This is a genomic window from Gordonia sp. NPDC003950 (genome assembly GCF_053605205.1).
On sequence record NZ_JBSGIT010000017.1, the window covers coordinates 20,381 to 36,055 of the forward strand.

Below are 15,675 nucleotides of genomic sequence, written 5' to 3' on the forward strand. Positions count from 1 at the left end.
AAGTATCCGCGGCGTCGGCACGGATGTGCTTGACCGTTCTTGCCTCCTCGACCCGGGTACGGGACCGACGGCGTCAGCCGTCACCGAGTGCCTTGCGCAGTCGTTCGGCCGCGCCGGCCGCCCGCGTCAGCGCGGCAGGACGAGAATGCCCTCGGCCTCGGCGGTGAGGCCGCCGGCGGTCTCGATGTGGCCCGTCACGATCGATGTGACGCCCGCGACGCGATCGAGTCGCGCTTGCGCACGCACCGCACCCAGCGGCGTCCCCCGGCGGTACTGGATGGTCAGCCACTCACCGTCTGGTTCAGGAGGCCCCAAGTGACCACCGAGTAACCTCCTAGCCATGAGTGAGGACATCTGGAAGGCCTTCGAGGTCTCCGTCAACGACCACGTCGCCGAAGTCACCCTGATCGGTCCGGGCAAGGGCAATGCGATGGGACCTGATTTCTGGCAGGAATTGCCCGAGTTGTTCGCCGGCCTCGACGCCGACGACGCCGTGCGCGCGGTGATCCTGCGCGGGGCGGGCAAGCATTTCTCCTACGGCCTGGACCTCGCGGCCATGGCCGGCGACCTCGGACCGGCTCTCGCCGACGGCGCGAAGGCCAAGGCCCGCACCGAGTTTCACGGAGTCATCACGCGGATGCAGGCGGCGATCACCGCCGTTGCGGACTGCCGTAAGCCGGTCATCTGCGCCATCTCCGGATGGTGTATCGGCGGCGGAGTCGACCTCATCTCGGCCGCCGACATCCGGTATGCGAGCGCGGAGGCGAAATTCAGCGTGCGCGAGGTCCGGGTGGCGATGGTGGCCGACGTCGGCAGCCTGGCCCGCCTCCCCGGGATCATCGGCGACGGGCACCTGCGTGAGTTGGCGTTGACCGGCAAGGACATCGACGCCGCCCGCGCCGAGAAGATCGGGCTCGTCAACGACGTGTACCCGACTCCCGAGGAGGCCCTCGACGCCGCCCGCGCGACGGCCCGCGAGATCGCCGACAACCCGCCGCTGGTGGTCTCGGGCATCAAGGAGGTCCTCGATCACGGTCGCACCGCCGATCAGGCCGACAGCCTGCGATTCGTCGCCGCGTGGAACGCCGCATTCCTGCCGAGCAACGACCTCACCGAGGCCATCACCGCCGTCTTCGAGAAGCGCAAACCGAACTTCAGCGGGTCCTGAGCCGACGCTCGGACGGCACGCCGTCGGTCACCCGGGTTCGATCGGGGTCAGCTCGAACACCGGGATCAGCCGGTCGGTGCGTACCTCGTACAGGTCGAAGTTGGGCCAGACCCCACGCAGATCCTGCCAAGCATCCGCGCGGGCCTGCTCGTGCAGTTCGCGCACCCGTACCGGCACCGTCGCTCCGTGGTCGAGGATCGCGGCGGTGTCGGTCGCACGCAGGTTGTACACCCACTGCGGCGTCGTCGCACCGCCGAAGTAGGAGCCCGCGATCAGCCATGAGCCGTCGGCGCGAGGCACCGCCAGCAGCCGGGTCCGGCGCACGACGCCGCTGCGGCGACCCGCGACCACGAGCGTGGTGTTGGGCAGTCCGGCGATGTCGAGCAGACCGTAGCGTTCGCCGGTGACCTTTCGAAGAGCGTTGTCGCACTTGACGATCTGCGGGAGGTACCGCGGCATCCACGGGACCGACCCGATCCGTACCGCCGCGGGGGTGAGTATGCCCATCACCCGAGTCTGTCATGGCGACCGGCCATCATCACCGAACGGCGCCGCCGGTGTCAACGTCGCCGTCCACAGGTGTGGATCGGGCCGGCCACTCGACCCGAGATCGGGCGCACGATCAGACCATGACACACAACGCCTCTCACATCCCCGATCCGACGACCGATGCATTGCCGGACGCGCTACCCGACGCCGACCCGATCCCACCGATCGACACCGCCGACCTTCCCTTTCATGACGCCGACGAACTGCGTCAACGCTGGCGCGCGCTCATGGGACCGCTGGGATTCGGTGAGCCGATGTTGTGGCTCCTGTTCGTCGAACGTGACAGCCACCTGATCAAGGCCATCAACAAGCTTCCACTGCCGACCACGCCGGACCCTGAGTTGATCGATCTGCTCATGCACCGGTTCGGCGAAACGCTGGAGAACACCATCGGAATGTCGGTGGCGTGCCTGCTGAGTCGCCCGGGCGCGGACGGCATCACGCCCCGCGATCGGGGTTGGGCGATCCTGCTTACCGAATGCGCTGCACGCCACGGTGTTCGGTTGCAGCCTCTGTTCCGCGCCAACGACATCAACGTGGTCGGACTCGAGGTGCACCATCGCTCGACCGCAGACCACCGACCACTCAACGAGGCGTCCTGATCGAGATCACGGCTCCGACTTGTCACCCGTCCGACGGCGTGTAGGTGGGCGCCGGCGTGTCACTCATGTCCACCGTGCCCTCCATCGGCTGTTCCACCGTCGCCCGGACCGGGCGGTCACCGTAGGTCGGCGTGAAGGTGACCTGCCACGTGACGCTGCCGAAGACCGACACCCGGGTCGGGTCGGCCTGGCCCACGTCGACAACGAGATCGTCGAGGTCGTCTTGTGCCGTCCACTGCACGGAACCGGGCCGGGCATCCCGGTAGAGCCGCTGAACGCAGCCGGGCCGGTCCGTCGACGCGTCGGCCTGGGTCGATGCAGCGCACCCGTCGAGGTGGCCGCGCACCGCGGCATCGACGGCTCGCCGTCCCGACTCGCTCAGCGCGGCGACGAGATCCGGGGTCGGCGTGGCCGCAGAGCCGCCGGGCACGTCGGCGGCGTCGGTGGCGGTACCGTCGGGGGCCGCCACCGCCAGATACGGATTGGTGCTACCCCACAGGAGGCGTCCCGGGAACACGTACGCGCTGGCGCGACCGGCCACCGTGATGCCGAACAGGGTGAGCCCGGGGATAGGGCTCGCGGCGACCGAGACGGACCGAACCCCGTCGGTGACCAACCACCGTCGGTGATCCCGGGTGAGCGTGTAGGTGGTGCTCACCGCATGATCACCGATGCGGAACGCCGCACCGACGACCGCCCGGTCGCCGGTCGGTGCGGACGTTTCGGCGGTGCTGTCGGTGGCCTCAGTGATGCCGGTGGTGCCGGTGTCGGTGATCCGCACGTCACCGATCGGGGCCGCCTCGTGCTGACGGGCCAGCGCGTCGTCGGTGAGGAACGCCATCGACGGCACAGCCACGATGAGTCGTCGGGCCGTAGAGCCGTCGGCGCGGGCGAGGGCGTCGAGGAAGGCCCGCACCGTGTCTTCCGCCGTCGTCGGTTGCTCCGGGGCCGTCGTCGGCACCCGCACGATGAGCACCGCCACGAGCGCGACGGCCGCCGCCACCACCGCGGCGCCCCCGGCGATCCATCGCCACCGGGGTGCGCGCCGGGTGGTCGGCGGCAGACTCACCCCTGCGGTGTCGCCAGTGCGTCGGTCAGCTGGGTGGCCAGCAGCCGCGCGAACGCCGCCGGGTCGTCGAGTTCGCCGCCCTCGGCGATCAGTGCCATGCCGTAGACCAGGCGTGCGGTCGGGATGAGCGCCGAATGATCCTCCGACGCCCCGAATGCGGTGTTCAAACCGGTCACCAGCGGGTGATCGGCATTGAGTTCCAGAGCGCGCTTGGTCTTGGGGACCTCCTGGCCGGAGGCGCGGTAGAGCTTCTCCAGCTGCGGCGACATCGAGAAGTCGTCACCCACCAGGCAGGCGGCGGATTCGGTGAGGCGCTTGGACAGCCGAGCCTCGGTGATGTCGTCGGACAGGGCCTCACCCAGCCACGTCAGCAGCGGTGCGAACTCCGCGGACTTCGTCTCGTCGGCGGCGTCGTCGGATTCCGTCTCGCCGTCGATGGCGTCGAGATCCACCGCGCCCTTGGCCACCGATTGGAAACTCTTGCCCTCGAATTCCAGGCCCGATCCGACCCACATCTCGTCGACCGGATCGTCGAGGACGAGAACCTCGATCCCCTTGGCGCGGAACGCCTCCAGGTGTGGTGAGCTCTCGATCTGCTGGCGCGATTCGCCGGTCATGTAATAGATCGACTTCTGGTTCTCCGGCATCCGTCCGACGTAGTCGGCCAGCGAGGTCAGGTCGTCGTCGCTGTGGGTGGAGGCGAAGACCGAGGCCTTGAGGATGGCGTCGCGATTGTCGAAATCGTTGACGAGACCTTCCTTGAACACACGCCCGAAGGTGGTCCAGAAGGTCTGGTAGTCCTCGGCGCGCGCGGCCCGCATCTCGCTGACGGTCGAGATGATCTTCTTGGTGAGGCGACGGCGGATGGCGCGGATCTGTCGGTCCTGCTGCAGGATCTCGCGAGAGACGTTGAGCGACAGGTCCGCCGCGTCGACGACACCCTTGACGAACCGCAGGTATTCCGGCATCAGTTCGTCGCAGTCGTCCATGATGAACACCCGCTTGACGTAGAGCTGGATGCCCACGTTGCGTTCCCGCATGAACAGATCGAACGGAGCCTGAGTCGGAATGAACAGCAGCGCTTGGTATTCGAAGGTGCCCTCGGCCTTGAGGGTGATGATCTCCAACGGCTTGTCCCAGCCGTGGGAGACGTGCCGGTAGAACTCCTCGTACTCCTCGTCGGACACCTCGTCACGCGAGCGTGCCCACAGGGCCTTCATCGAGTTGATGGTCTCGGCCTCGACGGTGGTGACCGTTGTCGGTTCGCCACCCTCCTCGGCGGCCGGTGTCGTGGTGGTCTTCTCCACGTCCATCCGAATCGGCCAGCCGATGAAGTCCGAGTATTTCTTCACCAGCGAACGCAAGGTCGCCGCGTCGGTGTAGTCGTGCAGGTGATTCTCGGTGTCGACGGGCTTGAGCGTCAGGGTGACCGAACTGCCCTGCGGCGCGTCGTCGACGTCACCGATGGTGTAGGTGCCGTCGCCGGTGGATTCCCAGCGCGTTCCGGTCTCTTCGCCCGCCTTACGGGTGACCAGGACGACGGAGTCGGCCACCATGAACGTCGAGTAGAAGCCGATACCGAACTGACCGATGAGTTCCTCGGTGGTGGCCGCGTCGCCGGCCTTGCCCGCCTCGGCGAGCTTCTTGCGCAGTTCGGCGGTGCCCGACTTGGCGACGGTGCCGATGAGTTCGATGACCTCCTCGCGCGACATGCCGATGCCGTTGTCGCGCACGGTCAGCGTGCGAGGGGTTCCGTCGGCGTCATCGCCGCCGCCCTGCGCGTCCAGGGTGATGTGCAGATCCGATGTGTCGACATCGAGATCCTTGTTCAGCAAGGACTCCAGGCGCAGCTTGTCCAACGCATCGGACGCGTTGGAGATCAGCTCGCGCAGGAAGCTGTCCTTGTTCGAATAGATCGAATGGACCATCAGGTCCAGCAGTTGCCGGGTCTCGGCCTGGAATTCCCGGACTTCGGATTCAGTACTCAACGACGACCTCCACGTGACAGCTGATCGAACAACGAAGAATCTTAGCGAGCACCGGAACAAGTACCCTGAACAGGGTGTGACGATTCCGGCACGGATCGCCCACACCGCCCGACCCCGACACCCGAGACGGAACCCATGGGAGGCCGCGCCGCCGATGAAGCTCCCCCGCGTGATGTGCGTTCACGCCCACCCCGACGACGAGTCCCTGTGGACCGGTGGCACGATCGCCCGGCACGTCGACCTCGGTGGCGAGATATCGGTGGTGACCACCACCTGGGCACGCGGGACCTCACGGCACGCCGAGCTGTGTCTGGCGCTGCAGGAACTGGGTGTGACCTCCGAGCCGATCATGATGGGTTACGCCGACGACGGGGTGCCCGAGTCCGCACCGGGGCGTGAGCGATTCTGCGACGGCAGGTTCGACCGCCAGGTCAAGGAACTCGTCCGGCACATCCGGCGCATCAAGCCGGACATCGTCATCACCTACGACGCAGCGGGGATCTACGGGCACCGCGATCACGTGCATGCCAACCGGCTCGCCTGCGCCGCGGCCGACGCCGCCGCGGTACCCATGCTGCACCGCAGCACCGGACCGCCATGGCGGGTCAAATCGCTGTATCTGGCGACCGTCCCCATCTGGATGGTCGAGGCCGTCGCCGACGACCTGTTCCCGACCATGTCGAAGTACGCGCTGCCCGGTACCCAGCCCGGGATGATCGACCTCGAACTCGACGTGTCGAAGTGGGTGGATCGTAAGGCGGCGGCCATTCGTGCACACCGCTCCGAGGTCGAGCGCAGCTACATGATCTCCCATCTCATGAATCTGCCCCCGGAGAAGCGGGACCCGTTGCTCGGTACCGAGAACTACATCCGGCGCGATCTCGTGCGTGGCGGTGTCGACCTGTAGGACCCCCTGGAGGACCACTGACGGCGCCCGGCGCTGTCAACGAGGCGCGAACTCACGTCTCCGGCTCGGTGGTCGGCGTCGGTTCGGGGCCGCTCACGGTTCGGGGTCGATCATGGGACGAATGGCCGAACGCAAGCCACTGGCGCGGTGCACCCGCCGGTCGACGGCCGCCCGCAGCATCTCGGGCGTTCCCACGATCCGCACCGTCGACTGTGCTCGAGTGATGGCTGTGTACAACAACTCTCGGGTGAGCAGCGGGGAGTCGGCGGGTGGCAACACCACGGTCACGGCGCCGAACTGGCTGCCCTGACTGCGGTGAATCGTCATCGCGTACGCCCACATCGTCTCGGCGAGCCGATGCGGCGCGACCATCACCGGCTCGCTGAACTCGCTGCGCCGGAAGGCGACGGCGTCGCCCTCCGCGCGGTGGATCATCACCCCGCAGTCACCGTTGAACACCTTGTTCTGCCGGTCGTTGGCGGTGACCAGAATCGGCACGCCGGGAATCGGGCGGGTGCGGTCGGCCACGAGATGGGCGTGTCCGGCGGCTTCCGCGAGCCACTCGACGATCCGTCGGGTCCATCCCTCCACTCCCCACTGACCATCCCGGTGCGCGCACAGCACGCGGTGGGTGTCGAGGGCGTCGAGTGCGGCGGACGCGTCACCGCTCGTCGCGGCCGACCGCAGCGCCCGCCCCCAGGCGACGACCGCGGCGCGGATTCCCGGATCCTCGGGTTCGACGAGGACGACGTCGTCGATGGCATCGTCGGCGACCAGTTCGAGGACGTGGTCGGCGTCGCCGACATTGACCGCCGCAGCCACGTCGGCGATGCCGCCGCGATTGCGGAAATTGTCGGTGAGGGCGACGATTCCGTCGGCCAGTCTGGGAAGTTCGGCATCGGCCAGGCCTGCGGTGGCCACCAGATCCGCGAGCGCGGCGTCGATGGGCACCCCTGCTGGTTCGCGTTCCACGAGGTCGGCGAGGACGGCTCCGGCCTCCACCGACGCGAGCTGGTGCGGGTCGCCGACGAGAATCAGACGGGCGGTCGGCCGTACCGCCTCCAACAGGTGACTCATCGCGGTGACCGACAGCATCGAGGTCTCGTCGACGACGACCACGTCGTGCGGCAGCCGGTTGGTACGTCCGTACCTCGGAACCGAACCCGGTCGCCACCCCAACAGTCCGTGGACGGTGACCGCATGGACCGCCGGCTCCGCGGTGGTGTCATTCCCCCGCATGCCGTCCAACGACGCCTGCAATTGGGCGACCGCCCGGCCGGTGGGAGCGCATACCGCAATCTGCAGGCGTGACCCGCCGAGCCGATCGAGTACGGCGAGGATCCGCGCGACCGTATAGGTCTTGCCCGTGCCGGGACCGCCGGTCAGGACCGAGGTCCATCGTGATGCCGCGATCGCCGCAGCGAGTCGTTGCCGGGGTGAGGCGGTGGGGCTCGTGGTGAACGCGTCGTCGACGGCGGCCACGATGTCCGAGATTCCCACCTCGGGAGCGTCATCGGCACGCTCGGCGAGCGTGGTACGAATGATCTCCTCCTGCTCGAAGTAGCGACCGAGATACAGCAATGGGCCGTCATCGGAGTCGACCAGCACCAGCGGACGCAGGGGTCCCGACTCCGATCCCACGATCAGCGGGCAGGTACGCAGTGCGTCCACCATCTCGTCGACCGTGGGCAGTGTCATCCGGTCGGCCGTGGAATCCTCGCCGTCGGAGTCGACGGGGGTGGCGCCGACCGGGTCGAGGTCGACCAGCGCCAGACATGTCGAACCCTGCCGGACCGCGCGGACCGCGAAGGCGGCCGCGAGTTGCGCCACCTCGGAGACGGATTCGCCACACAGGTCGACGAGGCGGGAGACGACGTGCACGTCGGCGGCGTCGAGAAATCCGGCGACGTTGGCACGTCCGAGGATTCCCTGGGCGGCCAGAACCCGTTGTGGCCCCGTGGATATCGTCACGACTCCACTCCTCTCGCCCGGTCCCCGGCGCTCCGTGCGCCTCGCGTGTCGCACCCCGACCCCGACAACAGATCCGACAGCGAAATGATCAGTTCGGTGGGGACGTTCCACTCGAAGACCCCGCACCCCAACGGGGTGTCGGGTCCGATCATGCCGCGCACGAAGTGATACTGGACCGGACCCAGATGCTCGGCCGGATGGTATCCCGGCAGTCGCCATCGCAGATACCGGTGCAGCGCAACCGAATACAGCAAGGCCTGCAGCGGGTAGTGGGAACGGATCATCTCACCGGCCATCGCCGGAGTCGAGAAATCGGTTGCGTGCAGGTCGCCGGGACGCAGCCGGTTGGTCTTGTAGTCGACGATCACGAAGCGCCCCTGCGGTGTTCGGAGCACCGAATCGATGCTTCCGGTGAGGAAGCCGCGGAGCGTTCTGGCGGGCAGTGCGCCGAGAATGTCGGCGTAGTCGCGCAGTTGGTCGTCGTCGGGCAACATCCGTGCCATCAGCCCGGCGATCTCGGAGAGTGCCGCCGCCCCGTCGGCGTCGCCCAGTGGAAGCTCGAAGTCGAGTTCGGCCAGCCGATCACGCGGTGGGATGCTCCACAGGTCGCCGAAACCCAACGGTGTCGTCAGCACCGCGTCGAGGGCGGTGGTCAGTGATTCGGCGTCCACCGACAGCGCGTACCGCGCCGCCGACCGGGAACAGAGGTCGCGCACATGGGTGTGGCGATCCGGCGCCGCGGTGTCGACGTATTCGAGGACTTCGTGTACGAACGTCCCGAACGCCGCACCGAAGGGCATGCCGTTCATCAGGGACATGCCGGCTTCGTCTGCCGCCCCGCCGGTCTCGGTATCGACCACCTCGGCGACATCACCGGGAACCGCAGGCTCGTCGACGGTCACCTCGGCCTCGGGTTCGCTTCCGGCATCGGGGGTTTCGGCGGCCGGTCCGTGCGCGGCGCCGGCGATGATGGCCGAATACGAGGTGCGCTGCCAGGAGGTGTCGATCTTCCCGCCGAAGATCGCCGCCGACAATTCCGCCGGTTCGGCACCGTCGGTTCCCGACTCCCAGCGACCCGGGTCCGCGCCGACCGCGCGTTCGACGCTGATCGACGAGGTGCCGGCACCCAGCTGGGTCAGCCGGGCCGCGCATTCCGCCGGATCGGGGACCGGCACCGTCTCCGGGATGTCGGTGCCCACAGCGAGATATCCCGGCGTACGGCCGAATACGAGGCGATGCAGTGCCGAATGCGATGTCCCCTGCGACGGTGCCCACCACATCACGACCTGCGACGCGGCCCGGGTGAGCGCGACATACAGTTTCCGCAGGTCCTCCCCCGATTCCTCGGACATGCTGCGGCGCAATCGTTCCGATCGTCCGGTGGTGTCGGGTCCACCGACGTCGAGAAACCGCGTCTGGTTCTCATCGTGGAAACGGAACGTCTTCGGAGACGGTACCCGTGCGCCATCCCAGCCGAACGGAACGTACACGATGGGGAACGCGAGTCCCTTGCTGGCATGCACCGTCATGATCTGCACGACGTGGGTGTCGCGGTCCAGGCGCCGCGTCTGCTCGTCCGATCGCCGCCACCGCGACACGTCCTTGATGCGGTCGGCCAGCCATTCCTGCACCGACGACAGACCACAATCGTTCTCCACCACATGCCTGTTGCACACCGTGGCCACCTGCATCAGGTCGGTCAACGCACGCTCACCGTCGGCGGTGGCGAGCACCCTGGCCGCCACTCGCCGGTCACCGAGCACCCGCTGCACCAGTGCGGCGAAACCACCGATGTCGAATACCTTTGCCAGATCCGATAATTGGGCCGCCAACTCGGTCCGTGCGTCGTCGCTCGCATCGGCGAGGTCATCGGGTGTCCAGCCGATCAGCGGGGTCATCGCGGCCAGCGCCACCCGGTCGGTCCGCGACGGCGACTCGATCGCCCGGATCAGCCACAACCAGTGCCGCGCACTCATCGTGGAGAAGACGCTGGTCCCGGTGCCGACCACCGATCCGACGCCGTGACCGGCCAAGGCGCGCTGCAGTGGCTCGATCGTCTTGTTGGCCACCACCAGGATCGCGATGTCGCCCGGGTGCACCGGCCGGGTGTGCCCGTCGACGGTGAGTTCGGTGCCCGACGAGAGCAGTCGGGTGATATCGGCCGCGACATCGCCGATCACGGCATCACGAATCGCGCTCACCGGCGCGAATCCGCTGCGGCCGCGCACCGGGAAGTCGTCGACGTCGAACCAGCGCACCCGCAGCGGGGTCGCCCCCGGCCCGCGCAGGCGACTGCCGGGATGTGCCGATTCCACCGGATACACGGTGATCTGCGAACTGCCCAGGTTGGCACCGCCGTACACCCGATACAGCGCGGTGACGAGGTCACCGTCGGTACGCCAGTTGTTCTCGAGGGCGCGACGCTCGTCGGCCACCGCGACCGCATCGAGGTAGCTGAGCACCTCGGCGCCGCGAAAGGCGTAGATCGACTGTTTGGGGTCCCCGACCAGCACCAACGGCTTCTGCCTGTGGAAGCAGCGCCGGAGGATCTCCCATTGGAAGGGGTCGGTGTCCTGGAACTCGTCGACGAGGACCAGACCGAATGCATCGCGGATGCGGGCGCATGCGTCGTCGCCCACATGGGTGTCGGTGACGATGGAATACAGGATCATCTGGAGGTCGTCGTAGGTGCGCACCCGCGCGAGGAGTTTACGCTCGTTGACGATCTCGCGGACCCGGCTGCAGAAGCGGACGCGGCGGGCCGCGATGCGGTCATCGGCGTCGGCGTTCTCCCCCGCCGGATCCGACGGTGCCAGTGCCACACCGGGATTGCGGACGGCGTCCTTCGCGATGACGATGGCGTCGTCGAGGCCGAAGACCGGTTCTTCCGCGTCGCGGACGAACCCCTGGAAGTACAGATCGCGGGCGGCGTCCTCGACGAGATCGTCGACGTCCTCGACGATCTCGTAGATCAGTTCCCGCTCACCGAGGAATCCGAGGGCCTCGAGCATGCGATTGCAGAAGGTGTGCGTCGTGGCGATGGTGGAGGCGTCGAAATCCGACAGTGCCCGGGTGAGTCGGTCACGGCGGGACGCGACGTCGGCCGGATCGCCGGTCAGCAGCATCCGCAGCAGAGGGTCGGTGCCGGGGTCGGCCTCGGTGTCGGTGGTGGCCGCCGGACTCAGCGCCTCGGCGAGACGCCACAATCGGCTGCGCATCCGCTCCCGCAATTCCGCTGTCGCCGAACGACTGAACGTGACGAGGAGCAGTTCGTCGATGGCCACCCCCTCGGCGATGTGACGGGCGGCGATGTCGACGATCGCGTAGGTCTTGCCGGTGCCGGCGCTGGCCTCCACGACCGTGGTGCCGTCGCCGACGCCCTCGACGATGTCGAAGGCGAGCGGGGCCCGCGTCCCTGCCTCGGCCGCTGCCGTGTCCATGAACTCTTCGGCGTGCGATGTCATCGGATCACCTCGTGGGCCAGCAGCGGTTCCCAGATCCGGGTGGCCAGCGCGCCGAACATCGGCTCGCCGGGCACCAGACCGATCGCCGACCACCGCGGATCGTCGGGAATGGGCACCTCGGTGAGCGCGTCGAATCCCACCGCGGTGGTGACGTCGTCACCGTAGGCGAATCGGATGTACGGATCGGCCTGCGCGCCAAAGCGATAGTCGAACTTCGCTGCCGCCGCGCGGCGCGCGATCTCCGCCGAGCTGCCCCGCACACACTTCTCGGCGTATGCCAGACCGGGATCGAGTGGGACGGGCAACGGTACGCACAATCCGAGGCGATAGATCGCGATCAGGTCGGCGAGTACCGCGGTCGGATCGTCGGGGACCCGCAGGCTCACCGCCGTCACGTGGGATGACCTGCGGTCGGCCCGTCCGATGACGACCGCCGTGTGGATTCTCTCCCCACTCGGCGCGGACTGCTGCTGCGCTTCCGCCGTCGCGAGCAGCCGTACCCACGCGGCGAGGCGTTGCTTCGCCCGGATCTTCGAGTAGGTCGCCTCGATGATGGTCTCGCCGTAGACATCCGGCACACTGCCGTGCAGCCGGCCGCCGTCGGGCAGATCGAGCACCACGTCGCGGGAGCCGCCCGACCCGGTGCGGAGCCCGGCCGCCACCCGATGCACGTTACCCACCTGCCGTGAGATGCGGATCAGTTCGCGGCGCCCGAACTCGATGGGCGGCAGACTCCCCCGGCGCATCTCGGCCATCTGGGCGGTGCGCAGGTCCACGCCCGCGAGTGTCTGACGCAGCAGTCGGTCGCCGATGGCCCATTCATCGAGGCCGGCGACGGCCACGTCGAGCCGGTCGGAGTCCTCGGCGTCGTCGTCCGGAAGCCGGGCACCGAGACGCTGCCGGATGAACCCCTCGATCGGATTGCCGAAAAAGGCGGTGAGCGAACCGAGTTCGATGTCGGCGGACACCGATTCCGAGTCGGCGGGCATGGTGATGTCGGCGACCCGTGCGGGGGCGTGATGGTCACCGCCGACCGCCCGCGCCCCGGCGAGCAGGGCGGTGTCATAGCCGAATGGTCCCTCGACGCCTTCGAACGCACCGGGCGTGAAGTTGCGGGCGTCGAAACCGTGCAGCGGATGTCGGCAGATCACCGCGTCGGGTTCGGTGCCGGTCAATGCCGCGACGACCTCGGTGAGTTCGCTGACCACCACCGCCGGCGGTACCCGGGTACCGCGCACCGGGTCGGCTCCGGTGTAGAAGACGAGAAGGTGTTCGTGCGCGGCGTTGACGGCGTCGAGAAACAGTTGCCGATCCTCGTCGCGGGGTTGCCGTTCACCGAGCATCGGCACCCGGCCGAGGACGTCGTCGCCGTCGATCCGCAACGCGCGCGGAAACGCATCGGTGTCGATGCCGAGCAGCACGACGACCCGATGAGGCACCGTCCGCATCGGTACCAGGGTGCACACCGTCAACTCACCGGTACGGAAGTTCGCGCGCGTCGGCCGTCCCGCGATCATCGTCGCCACGAGATCCCGCACATCCGACAGCCGCAGCACCCGCGAGGAGGTGTCGGATTCCGGATCGGCACCGTCACCCAGGGATTCGGTGAGCGCCCGGGTTGCCGCCGCGGTCTGCCACTCGTCGCCGGGAACGGTTGCCGTGAGGGTGGCGACGATGTCGAGGAGCGCCGCCGCCCACGTGGCGGCCGGCGCGCTTTCGGCCATGCGGGCGAGTAGGTCCCCGAGCCGGTCGACGAACTCCGCGAGCCGTCCCACGAGATCGATCTGGGTACTCTCCAGCCCCTCCATCGGGAGGGCGGTGCCCAGCCACAGTCCCTCGCCCGCGCCGGCGACCACACCCAGGGCGATGCGGTCCAGGCCCACGTCGAAGGTGCCCTGCGCCAATCCGGCCAACCCGAATCGGGCGCGCTGGGTGTTGTCGATCCCCCATCGGATACCTGTGCGGGACAACCATTCCCGTACCCATTCCAGGTCGTCGTCGGTCATCTCGAAACGTTGGGACACCGGCTCGAGGGCGAGTAGGTCGGCGACGTCGCCGGCGCTCACCCGGCCGGCGGCGAGTTCGACGACACGGGCGACGACGTCGAGGATCGGATTGACGTGGCGCAGTCCGCGGTCGGCCAGCCGGACGCGTAGGGCGGATGCGGGGTGGTCGAGCCCGGGCTGGCCGAAGACGCCGCGAATCAGCGGCGCGAAGGTCTCGACGTCGGGACACATGATGATGACGTCGCGCGGCTGCAGGGAGGCGTCGGCATCGAACAGGTGCAGGAGCCGGTCACGCAGCGCCTCCACCTGGCGTTCGGGCCCGTGGCAGGCATGCACTTCGACGGAGCTGTCCGGGGTCAGGATGCCCGGCCGGTCACGCGGATCGGTGTCGTCGCGAATGCCCTCCTGTACCGCAGCCAGCACCGAGGTGGGCGAGGCCGTCGGCTCGGCAGGCGCGTGGTGGATGTCGGCGTCGAGATCGTCCATGATGCGCAGCTGCAGTTCCTGCACGTCGCGGGACAGTCCGGACAGCAGGGGGTTTCGCAGTGCGGGCGGCGTCCATGAGGCGCGGCGCCGGTCGGTCGGTGCCGGTTGCGACGCGATCGCCGCCCAGAGCGCGGGTCCGGGATGCGGGATGAACAGATGCACGTCGCGGTGGGCCGCGAGGGACGCGGCGACCCGCCGGAAGGATTCGGTCACCCGCGTCGGTCCGAACACCGACAGCCGCTCGGGCAGGTCGGTCGTGGTCGCGTCGGCGGCCAGGCGCTCGCACACCGCGTCGAGCGCTTCGACCGGATGGGCGGCACCGATCCGCGACCGCACCTCACGCCAGAACCGGGGTTGCCAGGTCATGTCGTCGGGCAACCGCTGTCCCGAGCCGTCGGTGTCGTCACCCGACGCCCAGCCGGTGAGCATTGCCGGACGGTGACGCGCGTACCGCTCGAAGAGGTCGGCGATGTGACGGGCCGTCGCATACCGGCGGCCCACCCGCGGGTCGTCGGCCCGGGCGTCGGGCCCCAGGCCGACGTGGCGTGCGAGGACACGAAGATCCGGATCGGTGATCAGATCGTCGAGGACGTCGAGAACCGGCCACACCAGCGAGCCCGGCTGCCAGAGGTCGGTGGCGGCGGATTTCGCTGCCGACGTCGTCACCTGCTCGATGACGACGTCGGTGAGGGCAGCCGGTGAGGAGAAGTCGATGTTGGCAGCGATGCCGTCGGCAGTGCTTCGGCCGGCGCCGTCGGCGCCGGAGACGCCCAGTCGCGTGGCCAGTCGTTGCGACAGCCACCGCTCCACGCCACGCGCCGGGACCGCCACCACCTCGGTGCGCATGGGGTCGGCCAGTGGGGTGGTCAGCACCTGCCCCAGCGCATCGGCGAGGACGTCGGTGCGTTCGGCGCGGTGCAGGGTCAGCATCGAGGGACCCGGATCAGGCCTGGGGCCGCAGCGCCGGCAGGTCCCCGCGGTGAGCCTCGAGAACGGCCCGCGCCGCGGGCAGGATGGGGGTGGGTGCTCCGGTCTCCCGATCGATCGCGACCATCGTCGTCCGGGCCAACGCGACCAGCGTCCCGTCGGCCGCGGCCATCGTCGCACCGATCGTGTACGACGACGTCCCCAGTCGCGTGATGGCCAGGCGCACGCGCACCGGATCGACGCTGTAGAGCAGCGGCGCGCGGAACTCGATGTCCTGGCGTGCCACCAGTAGCGGCACCCGGTCGACACCGGCCGGGAACCACCGGGAGAAGGTCCGCACACGAGCCTCCTCGAGCAGGCGGGCGAATTGAACGTTGTTGACATGAGCGTTGATATCCATGTCGCCCCAACGCAATTGGAGGTCGATATCCACCGGGCCGACATCAGACTGGTCGGTCTCGGGGGCACGGCTTTCGCCGGAGACGGCGGCGGTGACGGACTGTTCTGGAGCCACGAACGGCAAGCCTATCGGTTCGGT

11 protein-coding genes are annotated in these 15,675 nt (G+C 68.4%); 3 read left to right on the top strand and 8 right to left on the bottom strand.

Features of this window, described 5'->3' with window-relative positions:
- Window positions 1–126: 126 nt before the first annotated feature.
- Window positions 127–315: a hypothetical protein gene (locus ACWETB_RS15765; protein WP_449744398.1), complete on the bottom strand. Its 189-nt coding sequence runs from the start codon at window positions 313–315 to the stop codon at window positions 127–129.
- 25 nt (window positions 316–340) lie between these two features.
- On the opposite strand from ACWETB_RS15765, the gene ACWETB_RS15770 reads away from it, so the two are divergent.
- Complete coding sequence (locus ACWETB_RS15770; RefSeq protein ID WP_449744397.1) at window positions 341–1,168, top strand: crotonase/enoyl-CoA hydratase family protein; 828 nt, start codon at window positions 341–343, stop codon at window positions 1,166–1,168.
- A 27-nt stretch (window positions 1,169–1,195) separates the two neighbouring features.
- Here ACWETB_RS15770 and ACWETB_RS15775 read toward each other — a convergent pair whose 3' ends face one another.
- Window positions 1,196–1,675, bottom strand: coding sequence for a nitroreductase family deazaflavin-dependent oxidoreductase (locus ACWETB_RS15775; protein WP_449744396.1), 480 nt, complete (start codon window positions 1,673–1,675; stop codon window positions 1,196–1,198).
- A gap of 122 nt (window positions 1,676–1,797) precedes the next feature.
- Between ACWETB_RS15775 and ACWETB_RS15780 the strand changes: the two genes are divergently transcribed.
- Complete coding sequence (locus ACWETB_RS15780) at window positions 1,798–2,319, top strand: hypothetical protein (protein ID WP_449744395.1); 522 nt, start codon at window positions 1,798–1,800, stop codon at window positions 2,317–2,319.
- A gap of 22 nt (window positions 2,320–2,341) precedes the next feature.
- On the opposite strand, the gene ACWETB_RS15785 is transcribed toward ACWETB_RS15780, so the two are convergent.
- Both ACWETB_RS15785 and htpG read right to left on the bottom strand, forming a co-directional pair.
- Window positions 2,342–3,388: a hypothetical protein gene (locus tag ACWETB_RS15785; protein ID WP_452212155.1), complete on the bottom strand. Its 1,047-nt coding sequence runs from the start codon at window positions 3,386–3,388 to the stop codon at window positions 2,342–2,344.
- Window positions 3,385–5,376: a molecular chaperone HtpG gene (gene htpG / locus ACWETB_RS15790; RefSeq protein WP_449744393.1), complete on the bottom strand. Its 1,992-nt coding sequence runs from the start codon at window positions 5,374–5,376 to the stop codon at window positions 3,385–3,387. The genes ACWETB_RS15785 and htpG overlap by 4 nt, the downstream gene beginning before the upstream one ends.
- A 154-nt stretch (window positions 5,377–5,530) precedes the next feature.
- On the opposite strand from htpG, the gene ACWETB_RS15795 reads away from it, so the two are divergent.
- Window positions 5,531–6,283, top strand: coding sequence for a PIG-L family deacetylase (locus tag ACWETB_RS15795; protein WP_449744392.1), 753 nt, complete (start codon window positions 5,531–5,533; stop codon window positions 6,281–6,283).
- A 93-nt stretch (window positions 6,284–6,376) separates the two neighbouring features.
- Here the strand turns inward: ACWETB_RS15795 and recD are convergent, their stop codons facing one another.
- The 4 genes from recD to ACWETB_RS15815 are packed head-to-tail and all read right to left on the bottom strand — an operon-like array spanning window position 6,377 to window position 15,651.
- The gene (gene recD, locus ACWETB_RS15800) at window positions 6,377–8,254 is read right to left on the bottom strand and encodes an exodeoxyribonuclease V subunit alpha (RefSeq protein WP_449744391.1); all 1,878 of its coding nucleotides are present in this window, start codon (window positions 8,252–8,254) and stop codon (window positions 6,377–6,379) included.
- The gene (locus ACWETB_RS15805; protein WP_452212158.1) at window positions 8,251–11,718 is read right to left on the bottom strand and encodes a UvrD-helicase domain-containing protein; all 3,468 of its coding nucleotides are present in this window, start codon (window positions 11,716–11,718) and stop codon (window positions 8,251–8,253) included. Before ACWETB_RS15805 ends, recD begins: the two co-directional genes overlap by 4 nt.
- Window positions 11,715–15,140, bottom strand: coding sequence for an exodeoxyribonuclease V subunit gamma (gene recC, locus ACWETB_RS15810; RefSeq protein ID WP_452212160.1), 3,426 nt, complete (start codon window positions 15,138–15,140; stop codon window positions 11,715–11,717). The genes ACWETB_RS15805 and recC overlap by 4 nt, the downstream gene beginning before the upstream one ends.
- Before the next feature lie 13 nt (window positions 15,141–15,153).
- Window positions 15,154–15,651: an acyl-CoA thioesterase gene (locus ACWETB_RS15815; protein ID WP_449744388.1), complete on the bottom strand. Its 498-nt coding sequence runs from the start codon at window positions 15,649–15,651 to the stop codon at window positions 15,154–15,156.
- Window positions 15,652–15,675 lie beyond the last annotated feature (24 nt).